Here is a 16044-nt window from a genome sequence, read left to right as displayed (position 1 = left end):
TGAGTAATTACAAAAAACTCAATATATTTATTGGTTCCAATGGTTTAAGAAAAAGCAACTTTATCACTTGATAATAATGCATTTTTTTGATTGCCCAACGTTTCATTGATAGCCGTCATTAATAATTCATCTAAAGAAATTCCTGCTGCTTTCGCCATACAAGAAATTACACTTTTGGAGGCAAAAGAACAATACAATCCGGCTTCTAAAAACCAAGGTTCTCCGTTTGGGTCGATTCTAAAATCAAATAAACTGTAGTGGCGACAACCCAAAGCTTGATGACACTTCTTAGCCACTTGCTGAACCTTTTGAGTAATCGGGTCGTTAGTATCTACAATCCAAGCCTTGATATTATCTTTAGCAGTCAAGTGTAAGTTGCCATCATCTGTTTGTTGGAGTTTATCAGCATAGTTGCGAATGGGTTTTTCGTGGGAATCTACTAGATATTCTTCCAAGGGTAAAGCCACTAATTCCCCATCTTTAACGATGATGCCGCATCTGACTTCTCGACCGAGTTCGATAAATGCTTCTACAATGACCTCATCTGCATATTCAAATGCTTTTTGCAAGGCAATATTATATTCAGTAATATCCTTAACTAAAACAACCCCTAAAGAGTTATCGGAATTTGCGGGTTTGACAACTGCTGGAGGTGCAATTGTCGCAACGTCTCCTCGGCGGAGTAGTTCTCCACGAGGGACTTTCACTCCTGCTGCTTCGACAATTGCTTTAGCTTTGGCTTTGTGGGCTGCGATCGCCATCACATCTGAAGAATTGCCGATGTAAGGAATCTTCAACAGGTCGAATAAAGCCCGGTAGTGTGTCATTCCCGGAATACAAAACATTTGTGGTAACACAAGGTCTATGTTTTGCCCTGTTATCAACTTTATGGCATCAGACAACGGCATCGGTTTGGCAGCAGCAATATCTTCTGGACTGAGGGAAGCAGGAAATCGCCAAAGACGATCAGGTGTAATATATGCAATCAGAAAGTCATAGCGCGATCGCTCTGCTGTTGCTGCTAGACAGTCCTGAGCATAAAGACGTGACAAATTACAGTAAAAATCATCCTGTGCCGAGCCAACTAAATGAAGGATACGAAGTACTGACATAATTTACCTTCCTATTTACCGTTGTGGTGAAAGCCTAGTGATTTATGAACTTTTATTGCATTACCACAGATAAAAATGGCAAAAAGCAATTTACAAATAATTCCAATACTGTTTGTTTTTTTACTCAAAATACTTATATTTTCAACCTATTAGCAGAGTCCGTAATTTTATTATTAATTAACATAATCACCATCGTCATAATACATATTAAAATTTACTACTTTTACAATTCCTTCAGGCAGATTAAATATTTTCTAAAGATAGATAATCTAGTTCTATCAAATGATAGTTAGATAGGTATTTGACAAAACATAAAATTTATTTATTGCATTTTTCATTGACAGCGATTGTTTTACTAGTTGGCAGTAGCTAGTTATCGCTTCTATCTGAATGAAAAATTTTATTACTACCGGAAAAATATCAAATGCTAAAGTTAAACTTGCCCAAAATTACCATCCAAGAAATAGAAGCTTTTGAGCAAGATGGCGTTATTTGCATCAAAAATGTTTTGGATAATATCTGGGTGGAACAGATGCGAAAAGCCGTGAATAAGAATCTATCAATTGCTGGGCCTTTGGAGGTAAAAGGTATTTCAAAACCAGAAGGTAATGTAGAACATACTAATAGCTTATGGTTGGTTGATGCTGATTTTCGTGCTTTAGTTTTTGAATCTCCACTAGCGACCCTTGCTGCTCAACTTTTGAAATCAAAAAAACTCAACTTCTTAGCTGATGGCTTTTTTGTGAAACAACCTAAAGCCACTAGCCGTATTGGATGGCATAATGACCTCCCTTACTGGCCTATACAAGGTTGGCAGTGTTGTAAAATTTGGCTTGCTTTAGATAAAGTTAATCAACAAAATGGTCGATTAGAGTACATCAAAGGCTCTCATCGCTGGGGTAAAGAGTTACGTGAAGACTCAAATCCCTCGTGGTTTTCAGAACCAGCATCTCACGAACTTTTATCTTGGGATATGGAGCCTGGAGATTGTTTAGTTCATCATTTGCTGACAATTCATCATTCAGTAACTAATATATCTTCTACACAACGACGTGCAGTAGTGACGAATTGGACTGGTGATGATGTTACTTATTATCCTCGTTTAAAGGCGTGGCCTTTTAGACCTTTGGATGAGATTGACATTCCAGAGTTTAATTCATTAAAAGCCAAAAAACCTGGTGAGCCGATAGACTGTGATATGTTTCCTAGAATTAAATTGCATCGTTAGTTAGTAACTCTTACATTTAAATATGACTAATAGTCGCGGACAGGAGGCAAAAGGAAGAATTATCTTTTACCTCCTGCGTGTTTTAGTAACTCTAAAACACGATAAGATTACTCTTTTAATCGCCACCTAACTCCACTAATTTACCAATATTGAAATCTATTTTCACCCATCCTTTAAGTTGCTGTAGATTCTTCAACAACAGTAAAGGAATCTGCCAATGATGCAAAGTCAAAAATGGTATAGGATCGTCAAGGCAATAAATAGCGTCAGTACCTCGCAATAAAGTATTAACTCGTGTTTGCAATTGTTTCCCAGAACGAACCCCAGTCAGCCGCCAGATTTCGTGATATATCCAGTAAGTAGGCTTGCTACTAGCAAGAGGTTCTAGAGGTGCAGCTAGGGGAGTTTTACCCAAATAAGCATCTGCGACACCTGGATGATTGTAGAACATTGTGATTGCCGAATGAGTCCGGGGATTACATTCAATGGCGTAAACTGTACCGTCTTCGGCTTGAATAAAATCGAAAGAAACTTGTCCAGTTAGTCTTAAACTCTTAACAAAGTGTTGCACCCATTCCCGAATTTGGGGATTTTCGACGTTTTCATAGTTGATTTGAAATGCCGAAGAGTGGCAACAGCAATGTAATCTTAATTCTCCATCCCGGACTGTACTATGAGTACAGAACTCCTTACCAGGGATAAACTCTTGCATAATCCAAGGTGTTTCGGGACTGATGGGTAAACTTTTGACAAAGGCTGCTGTCTGTTCTGGTGTATCACAGGGAAGTTTAGTTAAATTTAAGCGGCGAACTGAGTCATAATTAATACTTTTAAGAATGTATTTGCGGGTTTCTTGGCTAAAATCAAAATTGATAACTTGTTGAGGGTCTGTGATTTTAAAAGACTTAGGGACAGATAAACCAAGCGATCGCGCTTTATCAGTAAAGGCAAATTTATCATCTAGCATCTTGGTAATATCTGCATCAAAGTGGAAAACTTCGCAATATTCTGATAATGCAGGCTTTGCTAAAGAGTCGTAGTAACTAGCAACAGGACTGCATACAGGGACATAAACGTCAACCTTTTCTTTCTTGACGATTTCCACTAACGCCTGGATATAGCCTTCTGGGTCTTTCTGCGGAGCCGGAACTGTATAAAAACGACTCACAGCTTTGGAAAATCTGTGTCCAGACAACCAGTATTTGTGGCTTTCAATCAAAATAACTCTGTGTCCGGCTGCATGGAAGCAACGAGCCAGTTGCAATGCTTTGGTCATCTTGGCTCCACTTACCAAGATAGTCTGAGGATGAGCAGTTACGACAGCTTTTTTCGTAAACGGCGATCGCACAATACTCCACAGTAAAGATATCAACACTACCAAAGCATTGAACGGCAAAGCTATAAGTAATAATGTCAGAGTACCGAGAGTCTTGAATAAAGCTGCTATCTTTACCTTCACACCTGATGCAGGCGTTCTAGATTCAGATAGAGATAAAGATATTGATTGTGTCATCAGTCGTTCCTTTGTGTTCGTTGTAGAGACGTTGCAATGCAACGTCTCTACTTCGTTAAGCTACGCGTCTAATCAAAGTCACACCATCACGTATGGGTAACAGAACTTGCTCTACACGCGGATCGGCAGCAACAACAGAGTTGAAATGAGCGATCGCTTCACCGTTAATAGTGCGTTGTTCTGGTGGTAGGTAAACTTGTCCTTGCAACAATGTGTTATCCACACATATCAACCCATCGGGAGTTAGCAAGCTACTATCCAAAATGGTTTGGAAGTACTCTACATACTCCTTTTTATCGGCATCTATGAAGATTAAATCAAACGATTCTTTTCTGGCTGCGAGCTTGTTGAGTGTTGCTAGAGCTGGCGCTACTTCGACGACAATTTTATGACCGTGAGGAGATTCATCAAAGCAAGCTTGAGCAAATTGGGCTACATAGGGGTCTACTTCACAAGCTATCAGTTGTCCATCGCTTGGTAGCGCTTCTGCCATTGCCAAAGCTGAATATCCTGTGAACATTCCTACTTCTAGAATGCGCTTGGCCTTAGTCATGTGGACGAACATTTTCAATGTCTGTCCTTCAAGATGTCCTGAGAGCATCTCCTGTTCTAGCTGACGCACTGTTTCACCATCACTAAAGCGTTTGCTCCAGTCTTCTTGGCTGGTTTTTTGCGCCAATGCCTTTAATGCACTTGATTCTGGGGTGGTGTAATCATCTAAGTAAGGATCTAAACCTGCTGCTAATTGCACAGCTTGCCCTAGAGAATCTAATATCTGAGCGGGAATGTTGTTCTGTTGGGCTAATTTGAGGGTTTGTTGTAGCTGGGCTAGTAAGATACTGTGTGGCGTGATTGGTCTAGCTGTTTGAAGTTCTACAATACTTGTCATTTTTTCACACCCCCAATAACTGAGCTTCTTGAGTTTCAATGTATGCGTCAACGCCTTCTCCGCCACGAGGGTATTTAGCACAAAGACGTTTATGTTCAGCTAGGGCAGCATCAAGTTCTTCACGAGTCAAATCGTTGGCAAAGAAGCACTCACCAATCGGACGAGGCATAGCTGCGCGTTGTTTGCCATCTCGTGTCAGGGTAATAGATTGGGTAGCATACCAGAGTAAATCTCCATCTAGAAGAGGATGATCTAGTGAGAGACCGATACGACTCATCAAGTCTAGAATGCGATCGCGTTCCTGTGTGGGAATATAGCCTCGTTGTGCGGCAATGGTTGCAGACAAAGCCATATCTATATTCACAGCATGACCATGATATAGGGGTACATGAGGCGCTAATTCTAAGGTAGGACTCCAAGTATGACCATAGGCAATGACGCGGTCGAGGTCTATTTCATGCAGGTTTGGAGTCTCTAACTCCAACATTGTTTTGATGGCTTCGTAGTTGACTTTATGGGCAATCTCTTGGATTTCTGGTGTTCCATTCACGTATCCAAAGTGAGTAGAAAGCAGTTCCTGTCCATATTTGTATAGCAGTTCAAAGACTTCTGAGTTAGCAACTACAGCAATTTTCACTAACTCTGCCATACCATTACGAACTTGAGCTGTTGGTAAGGTTTTCAAAAATGAGAAATCGAGGATAACTTTCAAAGGTGCATGATATGCTCCCAAACGATTTTTCAACTTGCGATGATTAACTGCTACCTTAATTGCTACACCTGCATCGATTAAACCAATCAAAGTAGTAGGAATGCGAATATAGTTACTCTTGCGACGGTAAGCAGCGCAAGCAAACCCAGCTACATCAGTAATTAAACCACCACCAACGACTAAGACTGGTTCCTTACGAACTAAGCCGAAGTCTGAAAAAGCATCAACAATTTTTTCAAAAGTTGCAAGGGTTTTAGCTGGCTCAGTAATGATGATAGGAAATACTGTCAGTTTAATGTCATAGTGCTTAAAATATGACCTGATTTGTTCGCCGTAAAGTTCATAGACATTGGCATCAATTACAGTTAAACAGCGACCAAATTTAGCATAGCTATCTGCAATTTCTCTGTTTTTAATATCAAATGCACCATTTACATAAACTAGACTAAAATCGATTTTTTCGTAACCTTGGACGTGAAACGCAGTTTCTGTTGCTTCAAACGATGCTTGAACTTTATTCATGTCTGTAGACCTTTATTCAAAGTAACTAAAAGATTGCGGAATTTTTGGTAAAAATTCCGATTTACCCTCATGCACGCCAGCCAGAAATAATGCTCTTTTTCGTTTGATGAAAAAAGGCATCACAAAATCAGCTTTCAAGAAAAAAGCTTACTTTTATTACTGTTTGGCAATGTTATTAAACAACACCATTCATTTGAGTAAATTCTGTAGGTAGGTTAACCTTTTATTCAGGAAAACCTCTAAAATAGTCAACCAGTTCCACTAGCAGTATCTCACCATCAAATTTGCTTTCTTTGCTTGGGAATTGTTGACTTTAATGAGAGGAAAACTCATCTAAATTAAGACTTATACCACTGTGTTTAACTTTAATGGCTTTCCAATTGTTCGATTTTGTAAGACTTCTATCCTAGACCAATACTCGTATTGTTGATCTCCAAGCTTTAATTTGAGATTAGAACCCTGATTTACCCTAAGTTCGGTATTTTTTTGCATTACTATTAAACCTTCTATGGCTACTCGCTACATTCTATTCAGGATGACAGTAGAATTACTCTCTACATTCTGTGAAATTAATGCTCAAAATGCAACATACTGATCTCAGTAACTTCCGAAAATTCCAAATTTAAATAAATCTGAGTTGCTAGTTAACAAAAAGTTAACTTTATGAAATATACAGTTCCGCACTCAAAAATTTAAATTGCTGAAATTGGCTTTTTAGCTCTAAAATTAGCTATTTTAGCTGAAGTCAGCAAACAATCTTCCGACTATCAACTTAGAGCTTTGTTACAAATCATAACATTTGAACGATATAAATCATAACATATGTAAATAAATTTAAGTCAATCCATCAAGGGAAATGTACTGAGTAACAAGAAATTTTAATCAAGTATGTCTAAAGATAGATATTTGATACAGCCGCACTTCTCTTGACCTGTATGATGCCGAACGCAAAAAACTGCATTCCTGAGCGTGCGAAAACTCTGTCCCAACGGGATCAGCAATGCTCTACAATGCTGAGGTTGTCCCATTTTGCCAAGGAGATTCACACTCCTCTGGCCGAATAAATAAATTTATTCGCAAAGCCATATGTTTCTTGAAGTTCGACGGATTTCAAAAACCCCTCTCCAAACCTCTCCCTGCTTCGGTGAGAAGCTTTGAAAGCTTTATTTTTTGTGAATAATCAATTATCTTCAAGCCCCTCTCCGCACCGGAGAGGGGTTGGGGAGAGGTTCATCGAACTCACATTAAACATATTTGTTTTGATGATCAGCGATCGCCTGAGCGAAATTCTGTAGAGAGTTTTAACCTAGTTAAACTTTATTAACATAGTTTGTTTTTTTCTCTCTGGCTTACTTAAATAAAAAGACAACACTAAATTAATTTAGCTGCTAAATTCTGGAAATAGGAGTAGCGATGACTTTACCTATCAAAGAAATCATATTAGCACCAGGACAAGGGCAAACTTTAATTACTGGCAATAGCGAAATTATATTTAAGGCGGTGGGTGCTGATACTCATGGTCATTTAGGACTATTTGAAAACTTAATACAACCAGGCGGGACAGCACCAATATTGCATTTTCACAGACATATGGAAGAAATGTTCTATGTTCTGGAGGGAGAAGTAGAAATTCAAGTAGGTACTCAGATTGTGCAAGGTCAACCAGGCGCATTTGTATTAGTACCACGAGGTACACCGCATACCTTTGCCAATCGTGGTACAAAACCTGCAAAGTTATTAATCATGTTTTGCCCAGGCGGAGAACGAGAAAAGTATTTTGCAGGTTTAGCAGAACTACTCAAAGACGGACAAACACCAAACCAAGAAGCACTGTTAGAGTTGATGCGACAATTTGACCAGGAACCAGTAGAAACTTAATAGGCAACTCTGACAATTGCACTTGGCACTGATTGCGAGTAGAGTGCCTAATCCTCTAAAGGAGTGCAGTTGCTTGATTATCCCTCGTGCTTTTGCCCCTTCGACATTATCTGACTTGTTGATCTTTCTTAATTCTCTTGAGAAATTTTCGCTGAGTAGATATGCCATCTACGCTGCTTTTGAGTTGAGCCAGGAACGTCATTCACTCGTCGCAGCACATAACTACCATGAAATCGCTGCGGAGTTCCATTGGTAGTGACAGCAGTAACTGTAACTGGAATTTCAATATATAGTGAGCCTGCCGCCCCTTCTAAATTGCCTGGTTTCCCAACTTCTTCGGCAACGGATGCAGTATTAGCAAAACCTTGCTTGAACTCCTCAAATGATTGCTTGCTGGCAGATCCATCTCCATCCCAAGCCAAGTAAGCTTGTTTATAGTCTTGACGGGCGATCGCATCATAATAATTATGAATGACTTGAACTGCTTGTTGTTCAAGCGAGTTGGTAGCCGCAGCATTTTGTGCGGGAGAAATTGATGGTGAAGTGGAGTTGGATGTATCCGAAAGATTTGTAACTGTTGGGCTATTGGTGGATGGTAGTTGTGATTTAGCAGAATTATTGCAAGCTGTGATGGACATGGCAAGCAATATGGCTCCGATAAATTTACAGTTTGATTCAAGTTTCATTGATGAGTTTGATAGTAGTTAAACGTACTTTTATTAAGGATTACATACACCTGAATTATTAGGCTATAGGACTCATATTTGATTAGTGAAAAAAATCAATACACATCTAACTTTCCTCTTATCTGTTCTCCGTTCCCTGTTAAGAGTTCCCTAACTACACAAGGATTTTTAGTAATCAATTCGGATTCCTATATATCAGCCCCAATGAAGTTCAACAATGATGCCCTTTATTTTGTAAACTTTATTATTATTTAAATAATTCTTGTTGCTCTGAATCAAGCTGCAATTAAAACTTTTTGGTGGTAGATTACACCGTAGAATCCCTCCTCATAATTGAGGAGGGATTAGGGTAAGTGTTTAGAAAAATCAAGCCTGAAATTCCCACTGTGCTGTCAGTTTCAATTTTGGGAAAATGTTAGAAAATATCCAGTCAATGCACCGCAAAATCACTTTTTTATCCAACTAAAATCAATCCATTCAAGCCAGGTGGGTAGTTTGAGTGATTTAATATTAACTTACTAAGTCAGGAAACACCTCTTGCACCGCAGGATGTACAATGCGATGATTCTGAACGTTTACACCCTTAGCTAAGGATGGGTTCACATCTAGTGCTTTGATTCCCAAATTTGCTAACTGCACAACATAAGGTAATGTGCTGTTGTTGAGTGCTTGGGCTGATGTCCAAGGTACTGCCCCTGGCATATTAGGAACGCCATAATGCACTACTCCTTCTTCTATGTATACAGGATGGGTGTGAGAGGTGGCGTGTAAGGTTTCGACACAACCGCCTTGGTCAACAGCTACATCAACAATTACCGAACCAGGCTGCATTTGTTGCACCAATTCACGGGATACTAAAATTGGCGCTCTGCGTCCCAGAACTAAAACTGCACCGATAAGTAAGTCGGCTGCTTTGACGGCGGTTTCGATGTGGGCAGAGTTACTGTAAAGTAATTCAACTCTAGAGCCAAACAAAGTTTCTAAATAAGATAAGCGTTCGACATTTACATCTAAAATTTGCACAGCCGCACCCATACCAACAGCGATTTTCGCTGCTTCTGTACCGACTACACCACCACCTAAAATCACAACTTTGCCTGGCCTAACTCCAGGAACACCACCTAACAGCACTCCTCTACCACCTTGCTGACGTTCTAGGAATCTCGCGCCAAATTGCACAGACAACCGACCAGCTATGACACTCATGGGTGTAAGTAGAGGTAGTCTGTTAGCACCAGGTTGTTCTACAGTTTCGTAAGCGATCGCACAAGTGCCACAATCAATTAGATGTTCTGTCAATTTGCGATCGGCAGCTAAATGCAAATATGTAAACAATATTTGCCCTTTTTGCAAAAATTTATATTCGCTCGATAACGGTTCTTTTACTTTTACTACTAATTCTCGATTCCAAGCGGCTTCTGCTGAGGGTACAATCTCTGCTCCCGCACTGATGTAATCTTCATCTGTGAAACCAGCACCATTACCTGCTTGTGTCTGCACAAAAATGCTATTACCGTTTTCGTGCAGCACTCGCACACTAGAAGGACTCAAACCAACTCGAAATTCTTGATCTTTCGTTTCTTTAGGAACGCCGATTTCCATATAACGCCTCTGATGAATTTTTGGTTTAATTTAGCCTGCCAGTCTCAGACTGACAGTTCCGTATTAGATATAGCTATCTACAACCTTAGTTTTCCCTTTCACGGTAACAAAGCTCAAAACTCTGACTCTTGACTATTGCCATAGTTGCATACAATATATAAAGAATAATTACAAATTGTTAAAAGAGCATTTGCACAGGTACATTTGAGAAGCTACTGCTGGAGTTCTCAAGTTCCCTGAGTCTTCCAGCAATGCAATTAGCTCAAAGCTTACAAAAGTCCTGATTTAACGTTTTACTACTGCCAAATCCCGTTTGCCGCAAAGAGGTTTTTTGAACATGACACAACCACAACCAACAGTTACCCCCAAGCTAGAAGAACCCAAATTTGGCTTTAATGAATATGCAGAACGCCTGAATGGTCGAGCTGCGATGATTGGCTTTGGCTTAATGGTGATCATTGAATATGTCACCAATCAAGGTGTGCTATCTTGGCTTGGTCTAAAGTAGCGCTACCCAAAATTAAAAGCTTTCAAGTTGTAAGCTAGTAAGTAGAACAGTTTTAACCAGCTGAAGATTCCAGCTGGTTAAAACTTTATAAAGAGAACTATCTTGTAAGATTTGCGGTCTATGACTTTGTAGGCTTGCAAATTTGCAAGAAATCTAATTTTTACACTGCCTCACCTACTTATCATAATTATATTATTTAGTTGTCTTTTTTATAAAGGATAACAAGTAAGTGAGGTATTCTCGGTAAACTTACACAAAGGTGATTTGGATAAACCACGCTGTGATGAATGCTGCATTACCTCGTTTTTTGAAATCAGCCTACAGAAAAGAGCCAATTATCAGTATCTTGATAACAATGGGCGTAGTAGATGCTGTGATTGGTGGATTAGATGATAGTTGGTCGTTGTTAGCTGTTGGGTTGGGAACAGCAGGTGTAAGTCTCGTCTTTAAGTTGTGGCGGATGCAGCAGCATCGCCCCATACCAGAGGAACCTGTGGTACAACATTATTTACCTTCCCGCTCATCGAGTCCTACGCTACCGATACTGACTGTTGCTAAGAAAAAACCACCCCGTTGATAGTGCTGAGTTAAAAGTGCTGAATGCTGAGTTAAAAATAGGAGATTGACGCAAGGACACATTTTTCCCGCATTACCTGTCTCAAAAAATATGGATCATCATACATAAATAAATTTAGTTTGCTTTCAGACCTGACTGTGCTGAGTACTATTCACGATAAATTTTACTCAGCACTCAGTACTTTTGTGGTGAAGTGAATTGACTTAACTATTTAAACAGTGAGGAAAAATTTGTGAGGAGTGAGGGTAAATTAGGGAGTCGCTCTCAGCTGCGCCCGTATCTTGGCTTGGCATTTATGGCAGCATTAACTCTGCCAGTAACTATTTGGCAAAGTGTTGATTATCATACTGCTCATGCTGCGATCGCACAAGTCCCAGATTCCCCAACTCGCACTAGCTTTGCCAATCCTCAGTTAATTTATAGCTGGGTGGGACATCCAGGAACTGTTAAATCTCTAGCTTTTAGTCCAGATGGCAAAATTCTCGCCAGTGGTGGTGCGGAAAATGATGGTGTAATTCGCTTGTGGAACCCCTTAACTGGCAAAAAGTTGGCGAATAGTAAAGCACACAAAACATCTGTAGAATCTTTAGTAATTGCGCCTGATGGCCAAACTTTAGTTAGCTGTAGTACTGATAATACAATTAATATTTGGAATCTCAAAAATAATAAATTTCATCGTTCTTTTGTGGGACACACCAGCAATGTTTTATCTTTAGCTGTGTCTTCTGATAGTAAAGTTCTCGTCAGTGGTGCTTTAGACGGAATTAGGGTATGGGATTTGCTACAGCAACGTCCATTGGCAATACTGACTAAGTTTGGTAACTCGATTTATACAGTAGCAATTAGTCCTGATGGCCAGATTGTCGCTAGTGGTGACAATAAAGGCGAAATCAAGCTATGGGACTTGCAGACTGGAAAATTAATTCGGTCTTTTCCGGCACATTCTCAAGCAGTGAGTACCGTAGCTTTTACCCCAGATGGTACAACCTTAATTAGTGCAAGTCACGATCGCACTATTAAACTTTGGAATCTCCAATCTAAAAGCTTAGTCCGCATCCTCAAAGGACATAATAACTGGGTCAATGCGATCGCAATTCACCCTAGTGGCCAAATTCTTGCTAGTGCTGGCAGAGATGGCATCAAGCTGTGGGATTTAACTACAGGCGAGTTATTAAATACACTTTACGGCCATAGTGATTGGGTCAGTGCGATCGCTTTTAGTCCAGATGGAAAAGTTTTGGCTAGTGGCGGTTTTGACGGCAGAGTGAATATTTGGGGAACTCCACGACCAAAACGTAACTAGCAATATAGCAAAGTGCTGAGTGCTGAGTGCTGAGTGCTGAGTGCTGAGTGCTGAGTGCTGAGTGCTGAGTGCTGAGTGCTGAGTGCTGAGTGCTGAGTGCTGAGTGCTGAGTATAAAGCCTGTTAATTCAAGGTTTTCAGAAATTAACAATGTCATTACTATGTGACTACGGCTATATCTAACATGGCTCAAGATTGTTCCATCTATCAGTTAAAGCAGCATTTTTGCTTTCATTCAAGTAGATTTGTTATTGATGGCATATTCTCTAAACCTTTCCAAATCAGCTTGAATCGTTGATTCTACTACCCGTCCTAAAAATAAGTTATCCATGATTTTGCCAATAATGCCAGGGATGGCATAGGACACAGATAGCTTGACGATGCTACTAGTGTGGCGATCGTAAAAACGAATTGCTCCCTGGTTTGGCAAACCATCAATTGATTTCCATTGAATAATTTGGTTGGGAATAACTTTAAGAATCTGAGATTTCCAGGTAAATTCCAAACCACCAGTATTGAGTTTCCAAATAGATATCTCTGGATTATCGGGCGGTATCTTTACCGAATCAATCCATTTCATCCACCGGGGCATTTGTTCTAAATCAGACCACAGACTCCACACTAAATCAATGGGAGCCTCTACTTCTACCTGTACGCTATGCTCTAGCCAATCTGACATTCTCTGTTCTTCCTCTGGAGTTCGCTACTGCTTGATACTCTCTAAAATTGCGTTTGCCGCGCGTCTTCCCGAAATTGTCGCTCCTTCCATACTATCGATATAGTCTTGCTGGGTATAGCTCCCTGCTAGGAAGAAATTCGGGATTGGAGTCTTTTGGTTAGGGCGGTATACGTCCATTCCTGGCGCTTCTCGATAAAGAGATTGGGCAAGTTTCACGACACCATACCAAGTCATGTTAAGTTCCCGTGATGAGGGGAAAAGTTCATGCACTTGTTTGAGGACGTGCTGGGCGATCGCTTCGTTACTTTCTTTAATAAACGGATCTCCCGGAGTTAGCACTAGTTGCAGCAAAGAACCTTGGCCTGGACGATAGTAATCACTGGGGCTAGTCAATGCCAAGTCAGCAAAACAAGAAAAGTCTGCATCAGCAGTGTACAGCAAGTTATCTATCCCAGTGGCATAATTGAGTTGTTTGCGTTTTTGGGCATCTTGCAGTTCTGTCACCCAACCATCAAAGCGCAATTGGACTGTAGCAACTGGTACTGCATCCAATTTGTAGATGTTGTCAAATTCTGACCATTTCCGCCATTCTTGCGGTAGTACTCGCTGAATTCCTGGAATATCACAGGCGCAGACATAGGCATCTGCGGTAATAATTTCGGTTGTATCGCCTTGGGCTACTACTATGCCATTAACACGGGTTTGTCCACCTTCTTCGGCAAATTGAATTTCTCGCACTTGCCGACGAGTGTAAATTTTAGTACCTCTGGCTTCTAAATATTCCACGATGGGTTTGTGTAAGTAACCATCAGGCGAACCTTCTAGCATCCGCAATACAGAAGCTTCGCTTCTAACGGCGAAAAACTGGAAGATGGTTAACATACAACGGGCAGAAATATTTTCGCAGTCAATAAATCCCAAAGCGTAAGCAATGGGATTCCACATCCGTTTGATGCTACCTTCACTACCACCGTGACGGCGAAACCAATCGGCAAAGCTAATTTTATCCAGATTGCGGATGGTGTTCATCGCCCCGTCGAAGTCTACCAATCCTCTGACTATTGGGCTGGTACCTAAGGCGATCGCATTTTGCAATTTATCTTGTAAAGATAGTTGGGAAGTCGTAAAAAATGCTTTTAAGCCATTCAAAGGCGCACCCGTAAAAAAGCGAAAATCTAAAGCACCAGTACGTCCGCCTTTATTAATAAAAGTATGGGTGTGTTCTTTCAGGCGTAAATGTGACAACGCCCCCACTTTTTCCATTAAGTCAAAAAGTTGGTAGTAGCAGCCAAAAAAAACGTGCAACCCCATTTCTATATGATTGCCATCACCATCTACCCAACTACCGACCTTACCACCAACAAACGGACGGGACTCAAAAATCTGGACTTCACAGCCAGCATCAGCTAAATCTACAGCGGTTGCCAGCCCAGCCAATCCCGCACCTACAATTGCAACGCGCATTCCGTCCTCTACCTCTTCAATTTCTTTACAAATTGTAACTGGGTTGGTGTCGGAATTTGCTATTAACATCAAGCCTATTTGCGAGGTTTCACACTCGCTCTTGTCAAAAGTTAATTCTCAGAGATTTATCAGGAGTCCACCAGTATGTAGATGCACGATGGGTTGAAACCCACTGGTAATAAAATTGCTTTTATTACTTTATTCGATCCTGATCACTAAAATTTACTGACTTCAAAACGCTTGTGTTGAGATACACAAACTTTAGTAAAGGTGGACTGAAAAAAGCATTATAGATATTTTCTCGATAAAACAGCGACAATCGATGACGCTGTGGAAAAATTTCCTATCTTTCTTATCTATTTTGCTTCCTTGTTGTCATCAGATATCGGTAATCCTCGAATCAGTTCACGAATTACATCTGTTGCTGGTCTACCTGTCTGCTGACAATATTTTTCTAGTTTTTCTGCTTCCTGTGTTGCTAAATTCACAGTGATACGTTTAACGGCCCATTTTTTATTAGTCATTATCATGCAATCTGCTGTATATTAACACCATCAAAACAACAAAATACTCCAGACGAGGAGGAATAAGATTATCAGAGTTTGTGTCAAGAAACAAGCAAGGCTATAGACACAAAAAACTGTCGTTTTGTCAAATTATTTCATCATTTTCCAAAAACATAATCAGAACAGGATTACTATTGTGGCAGGAAAAGTCGTTAGTGTACATTCATGACTTGTAACAATTTTACTAGTGGGGTTTTCAAGAAAGCCTGACAATTAAATTCTATGAATTAATTTGAGATATCTAAGTTTCACTCAATCGAGATTACCAATATTTTTCTTCACAGAAAGTATTTCAACTTCTATGCTGTATGAGATCAGCGCATACTTTTTGAGAGACAATGTTGTGAACAATTTGAGACCTTCATAGGCCTGCTAGTTGCTAGGTGTGTATATTTGGCTGGTAATTACCTAATAGTACGCACACATAAGCTATCGCTCCCTGGTTAAAAAGCATTTTCCTTTTATCTAGCGACTGTGATTTTTGGTACTCATTAGATGTAGATATCCACAAACTCATATTGAGTCTTTAAGTAATCATTATGCTGGCTCCTGTAGGTAAGTTCAGTTAATTTTTACTTTGTATTTATAACTACTAAAGGTAGTCATTTAGTGATTTGTGTGTTGTTTATCAAATTTCTTAAGAGGTTGTTAAAACTATTAATTTATTGTTGATTTTATTTGATACCTCACTATATGCAATTTAGGCTTTGATCAATTTGGGTAAACAGATAATTATTAGGCAAAATTGTAGTTAAACCTCTATACAATTTTAGAAAAATCTAAATATGTATAGCTAAAAATTCAAG

14 protein-coding genes are annotated in these 16044 nt (G+C 39.8%); 5 read left to right on the top strand and 9 right to left on the bottom strand.

Features of this window, described 5'->3' with window-relative positions:
- Positions 1-44 precede the first annotated feature (44 nt).
- Positions 45-1112, bottom strand: a complete 1068-nt coding sequence (locus ACMX3D_RS18275) for a D-alanine--D-alanine ligase family protein (protein ID WP_482747295.1) — start codon at positions 1110-1112, stop codon at positions 45-47.
- Positions 1113-1536: 424 nt separating this feature from the next.
- Between ACMX3D_RS18275 and ACMX3D_RS18270 the strand changes: the two genes are divergently transcribed.
- Entirely contained in the window at positions 1537-2340 is an 804-nt protein-coding gene (locus ACMX3D_RS18270) for a phytanoyl-CoA dioxygenase family protein (RefSeq protein ID WP_482747294.1), read from the top strand.
- Positions 2341-2455: 115 nt separating this feature from the next.
- On the opposite strand, the gene ACMX3D_RS18265 is transcribed toward ACMX3D_RS18270, so the two are convergent.
- Genes ACMX3D_RS18265 through ACMX3D_RS18255 form a run of 3 tightly spaced genes read right to left on the bottom strand, consistent with a single transcriptional unit; the run spans position 2456 to position 5976 of the window.
- Entirely contained in the window at positions 2456-3853 is a 1398-nt protein-coding gene (locus ACMX3D_RS18265) for an ATP-grasp domain-containing protein (RefSeq protein ID WP_482747293.1), read from the bottom strand.
- 55 nt (positions 3854-3908) lie between these two features.
- Entirely contained in the window at positions 3909-4742 is an 834-nt protein-coding gene (locus ACMX3D_RS18260; RefSeq protein ID WP_482747292.1) for an O-methyltransferase, read from the bottom strand.
- 4 nt (positions 4743-4746) lie between these two features.
- A complete protein-coding gene (locus tag ACMX3D_RS18255) occupies positions 4747-5976 on the bottom strand; it encodes a sedoheptulose 7-phosphate cyclase (RefSeq protein ID WP_482747291.1) in 1230 nt (409 codons plus the stop codon).
- 1413 nt (positions 5977-7389) lie between these two features.
- On the opposite strand from ACMX3D_RS18255, the gene ACMX3D_RS18250 reads away from it, so the two are divergent.
- Positions 7390-7854, top strand: a complete 465-nt coding sequence (locus tag ACMX3D_RS18250; protein ID WP_482747290.1) for a cupin domain-containing protein — start codon at positions 7390-7392, stop codon at positions 7852-7854.
- Positions 7855-7982: 128 nt separating this feature from the next.
- Here the strand turns inward: ACMX3D_RS18250 and ACMX3D_RS18245 are convergent, their stop codons facing one another.
- Together ACMX3D_RS18245 and ald are read right to left on the bottom strand one after the other, a co-directional pair.
- Entirely contained in the window at positions 7983-8540 is a 558-nt protein-coding gene (locus ACMX3D_RS18245) for a hypothetical protein (RefSeq protein WP_482747289.1), read from the bottom strand.
- 510 nt (positions 8541-9050) lie between these two features.
- Positions 9051-10142, bottom strand: coding sequence for an alanine dehydrogenase (gene ald, locus ACMX3D_RS18240; protein WP_482747288.1), 1092 nt, complete (start codon positions 10140-10142; stop codon positions 9051-9053).
- Positions 10143-10479: 337 nt separating this feature from the next.
- Between ald and ACMX3D_RS18235 the strand changes: the two genes are divergently transcribed.
- The 3 genes from ACMX3D_RS18235 (at position 10480) to ACMX3D_RS18225 (ending at position 12530) form a co-directional block, all read left to right on the top strand.
- Complete coding sequence (locus ACMX3D_RS18235) at positions 10480-10650, top strand: hypothetical protein (RefSeq protein ID WP_482747287.1); 171 nt, start codon at positions 10480-10482, stop codon at positions 10648-10650.
- A 283-nt stretch (positions 10651-10933) separates the two neighbouring features.
- A complete protein-coding gene (locus tag ACMX3D_RS18230; RefSeq protein WP_482747286.1) occupies positions 10934-11227 on the top strand; it encodes a hypothetical protein in 294 nt (97 codons plus the stop codon).
- Positions 11228-11459: 232 nt separating this feature from the next.
- Positions 11460-12530, top strand: a complete 1071-nt coding sequence (locus tag ACMX3D_RS18225; RefSeq protein WP_482747285.1) for a WD40 repeat domain-containing protein — start codon at positions 11460-11462, stop codon at positions 12528-12530.
- A gap of 234 nt (positions 12531-12764) precedes the next feature.
- Here the strand turns inward: ACMX3D_RS18225 and ACMX3D_RS18220 are convergent, their stop codons facing one another.
- From ACMX3D_RS18220 to ACMX3D_RS18210, 3 genes are all read right to left on the bottom strand, one after another.
- On the bottom strand, positions 12765-13208 hold the full coding sequence (locus ACMX3D_RS18220; RefSeq protein ID WP_482747284.1) for an SRPBCC family protein: 444 nt from the start codon (positions 13206-13208) through the stop codon (positions 12765-12767).
- Positions 13209-13232: 24 nt separating this feature from the next.
- Positions 13233-14672 carry a 9,9'-di-cis-zeta-carotene desaturase gene (gene zds / locus ACMX3D_RS18215; protein WP_482752376.1) on the bottom strand — a complete coding sequence of 480 codons (1440 nt, stop codon included), beginning with the start codon at positions 14670-14672 and terminating at the stop codon, positions 13233-13235.
- 356 nt (positions 14673-15028) lie between these two features.
- Positions 15029-15202: a ribbon-helix-helix domain-containing protein gene (locus ACMX3D_RS18210; protein WP_062297584.1), complete on the bottom strand. Its 174-nt coding sequence runs from the start codon at positions 15200-15202 to the stop codon at positions 15029-15031.
- Positions 15203-16044 lie beyond the last annotated feature (842 nt).

The organism is Anabaena sp. TISTR 8404 (genome assembly GCF_056847745.1).
This window is presented reverse-complemented; position numbering and strand designations above follow the sequence as displayed.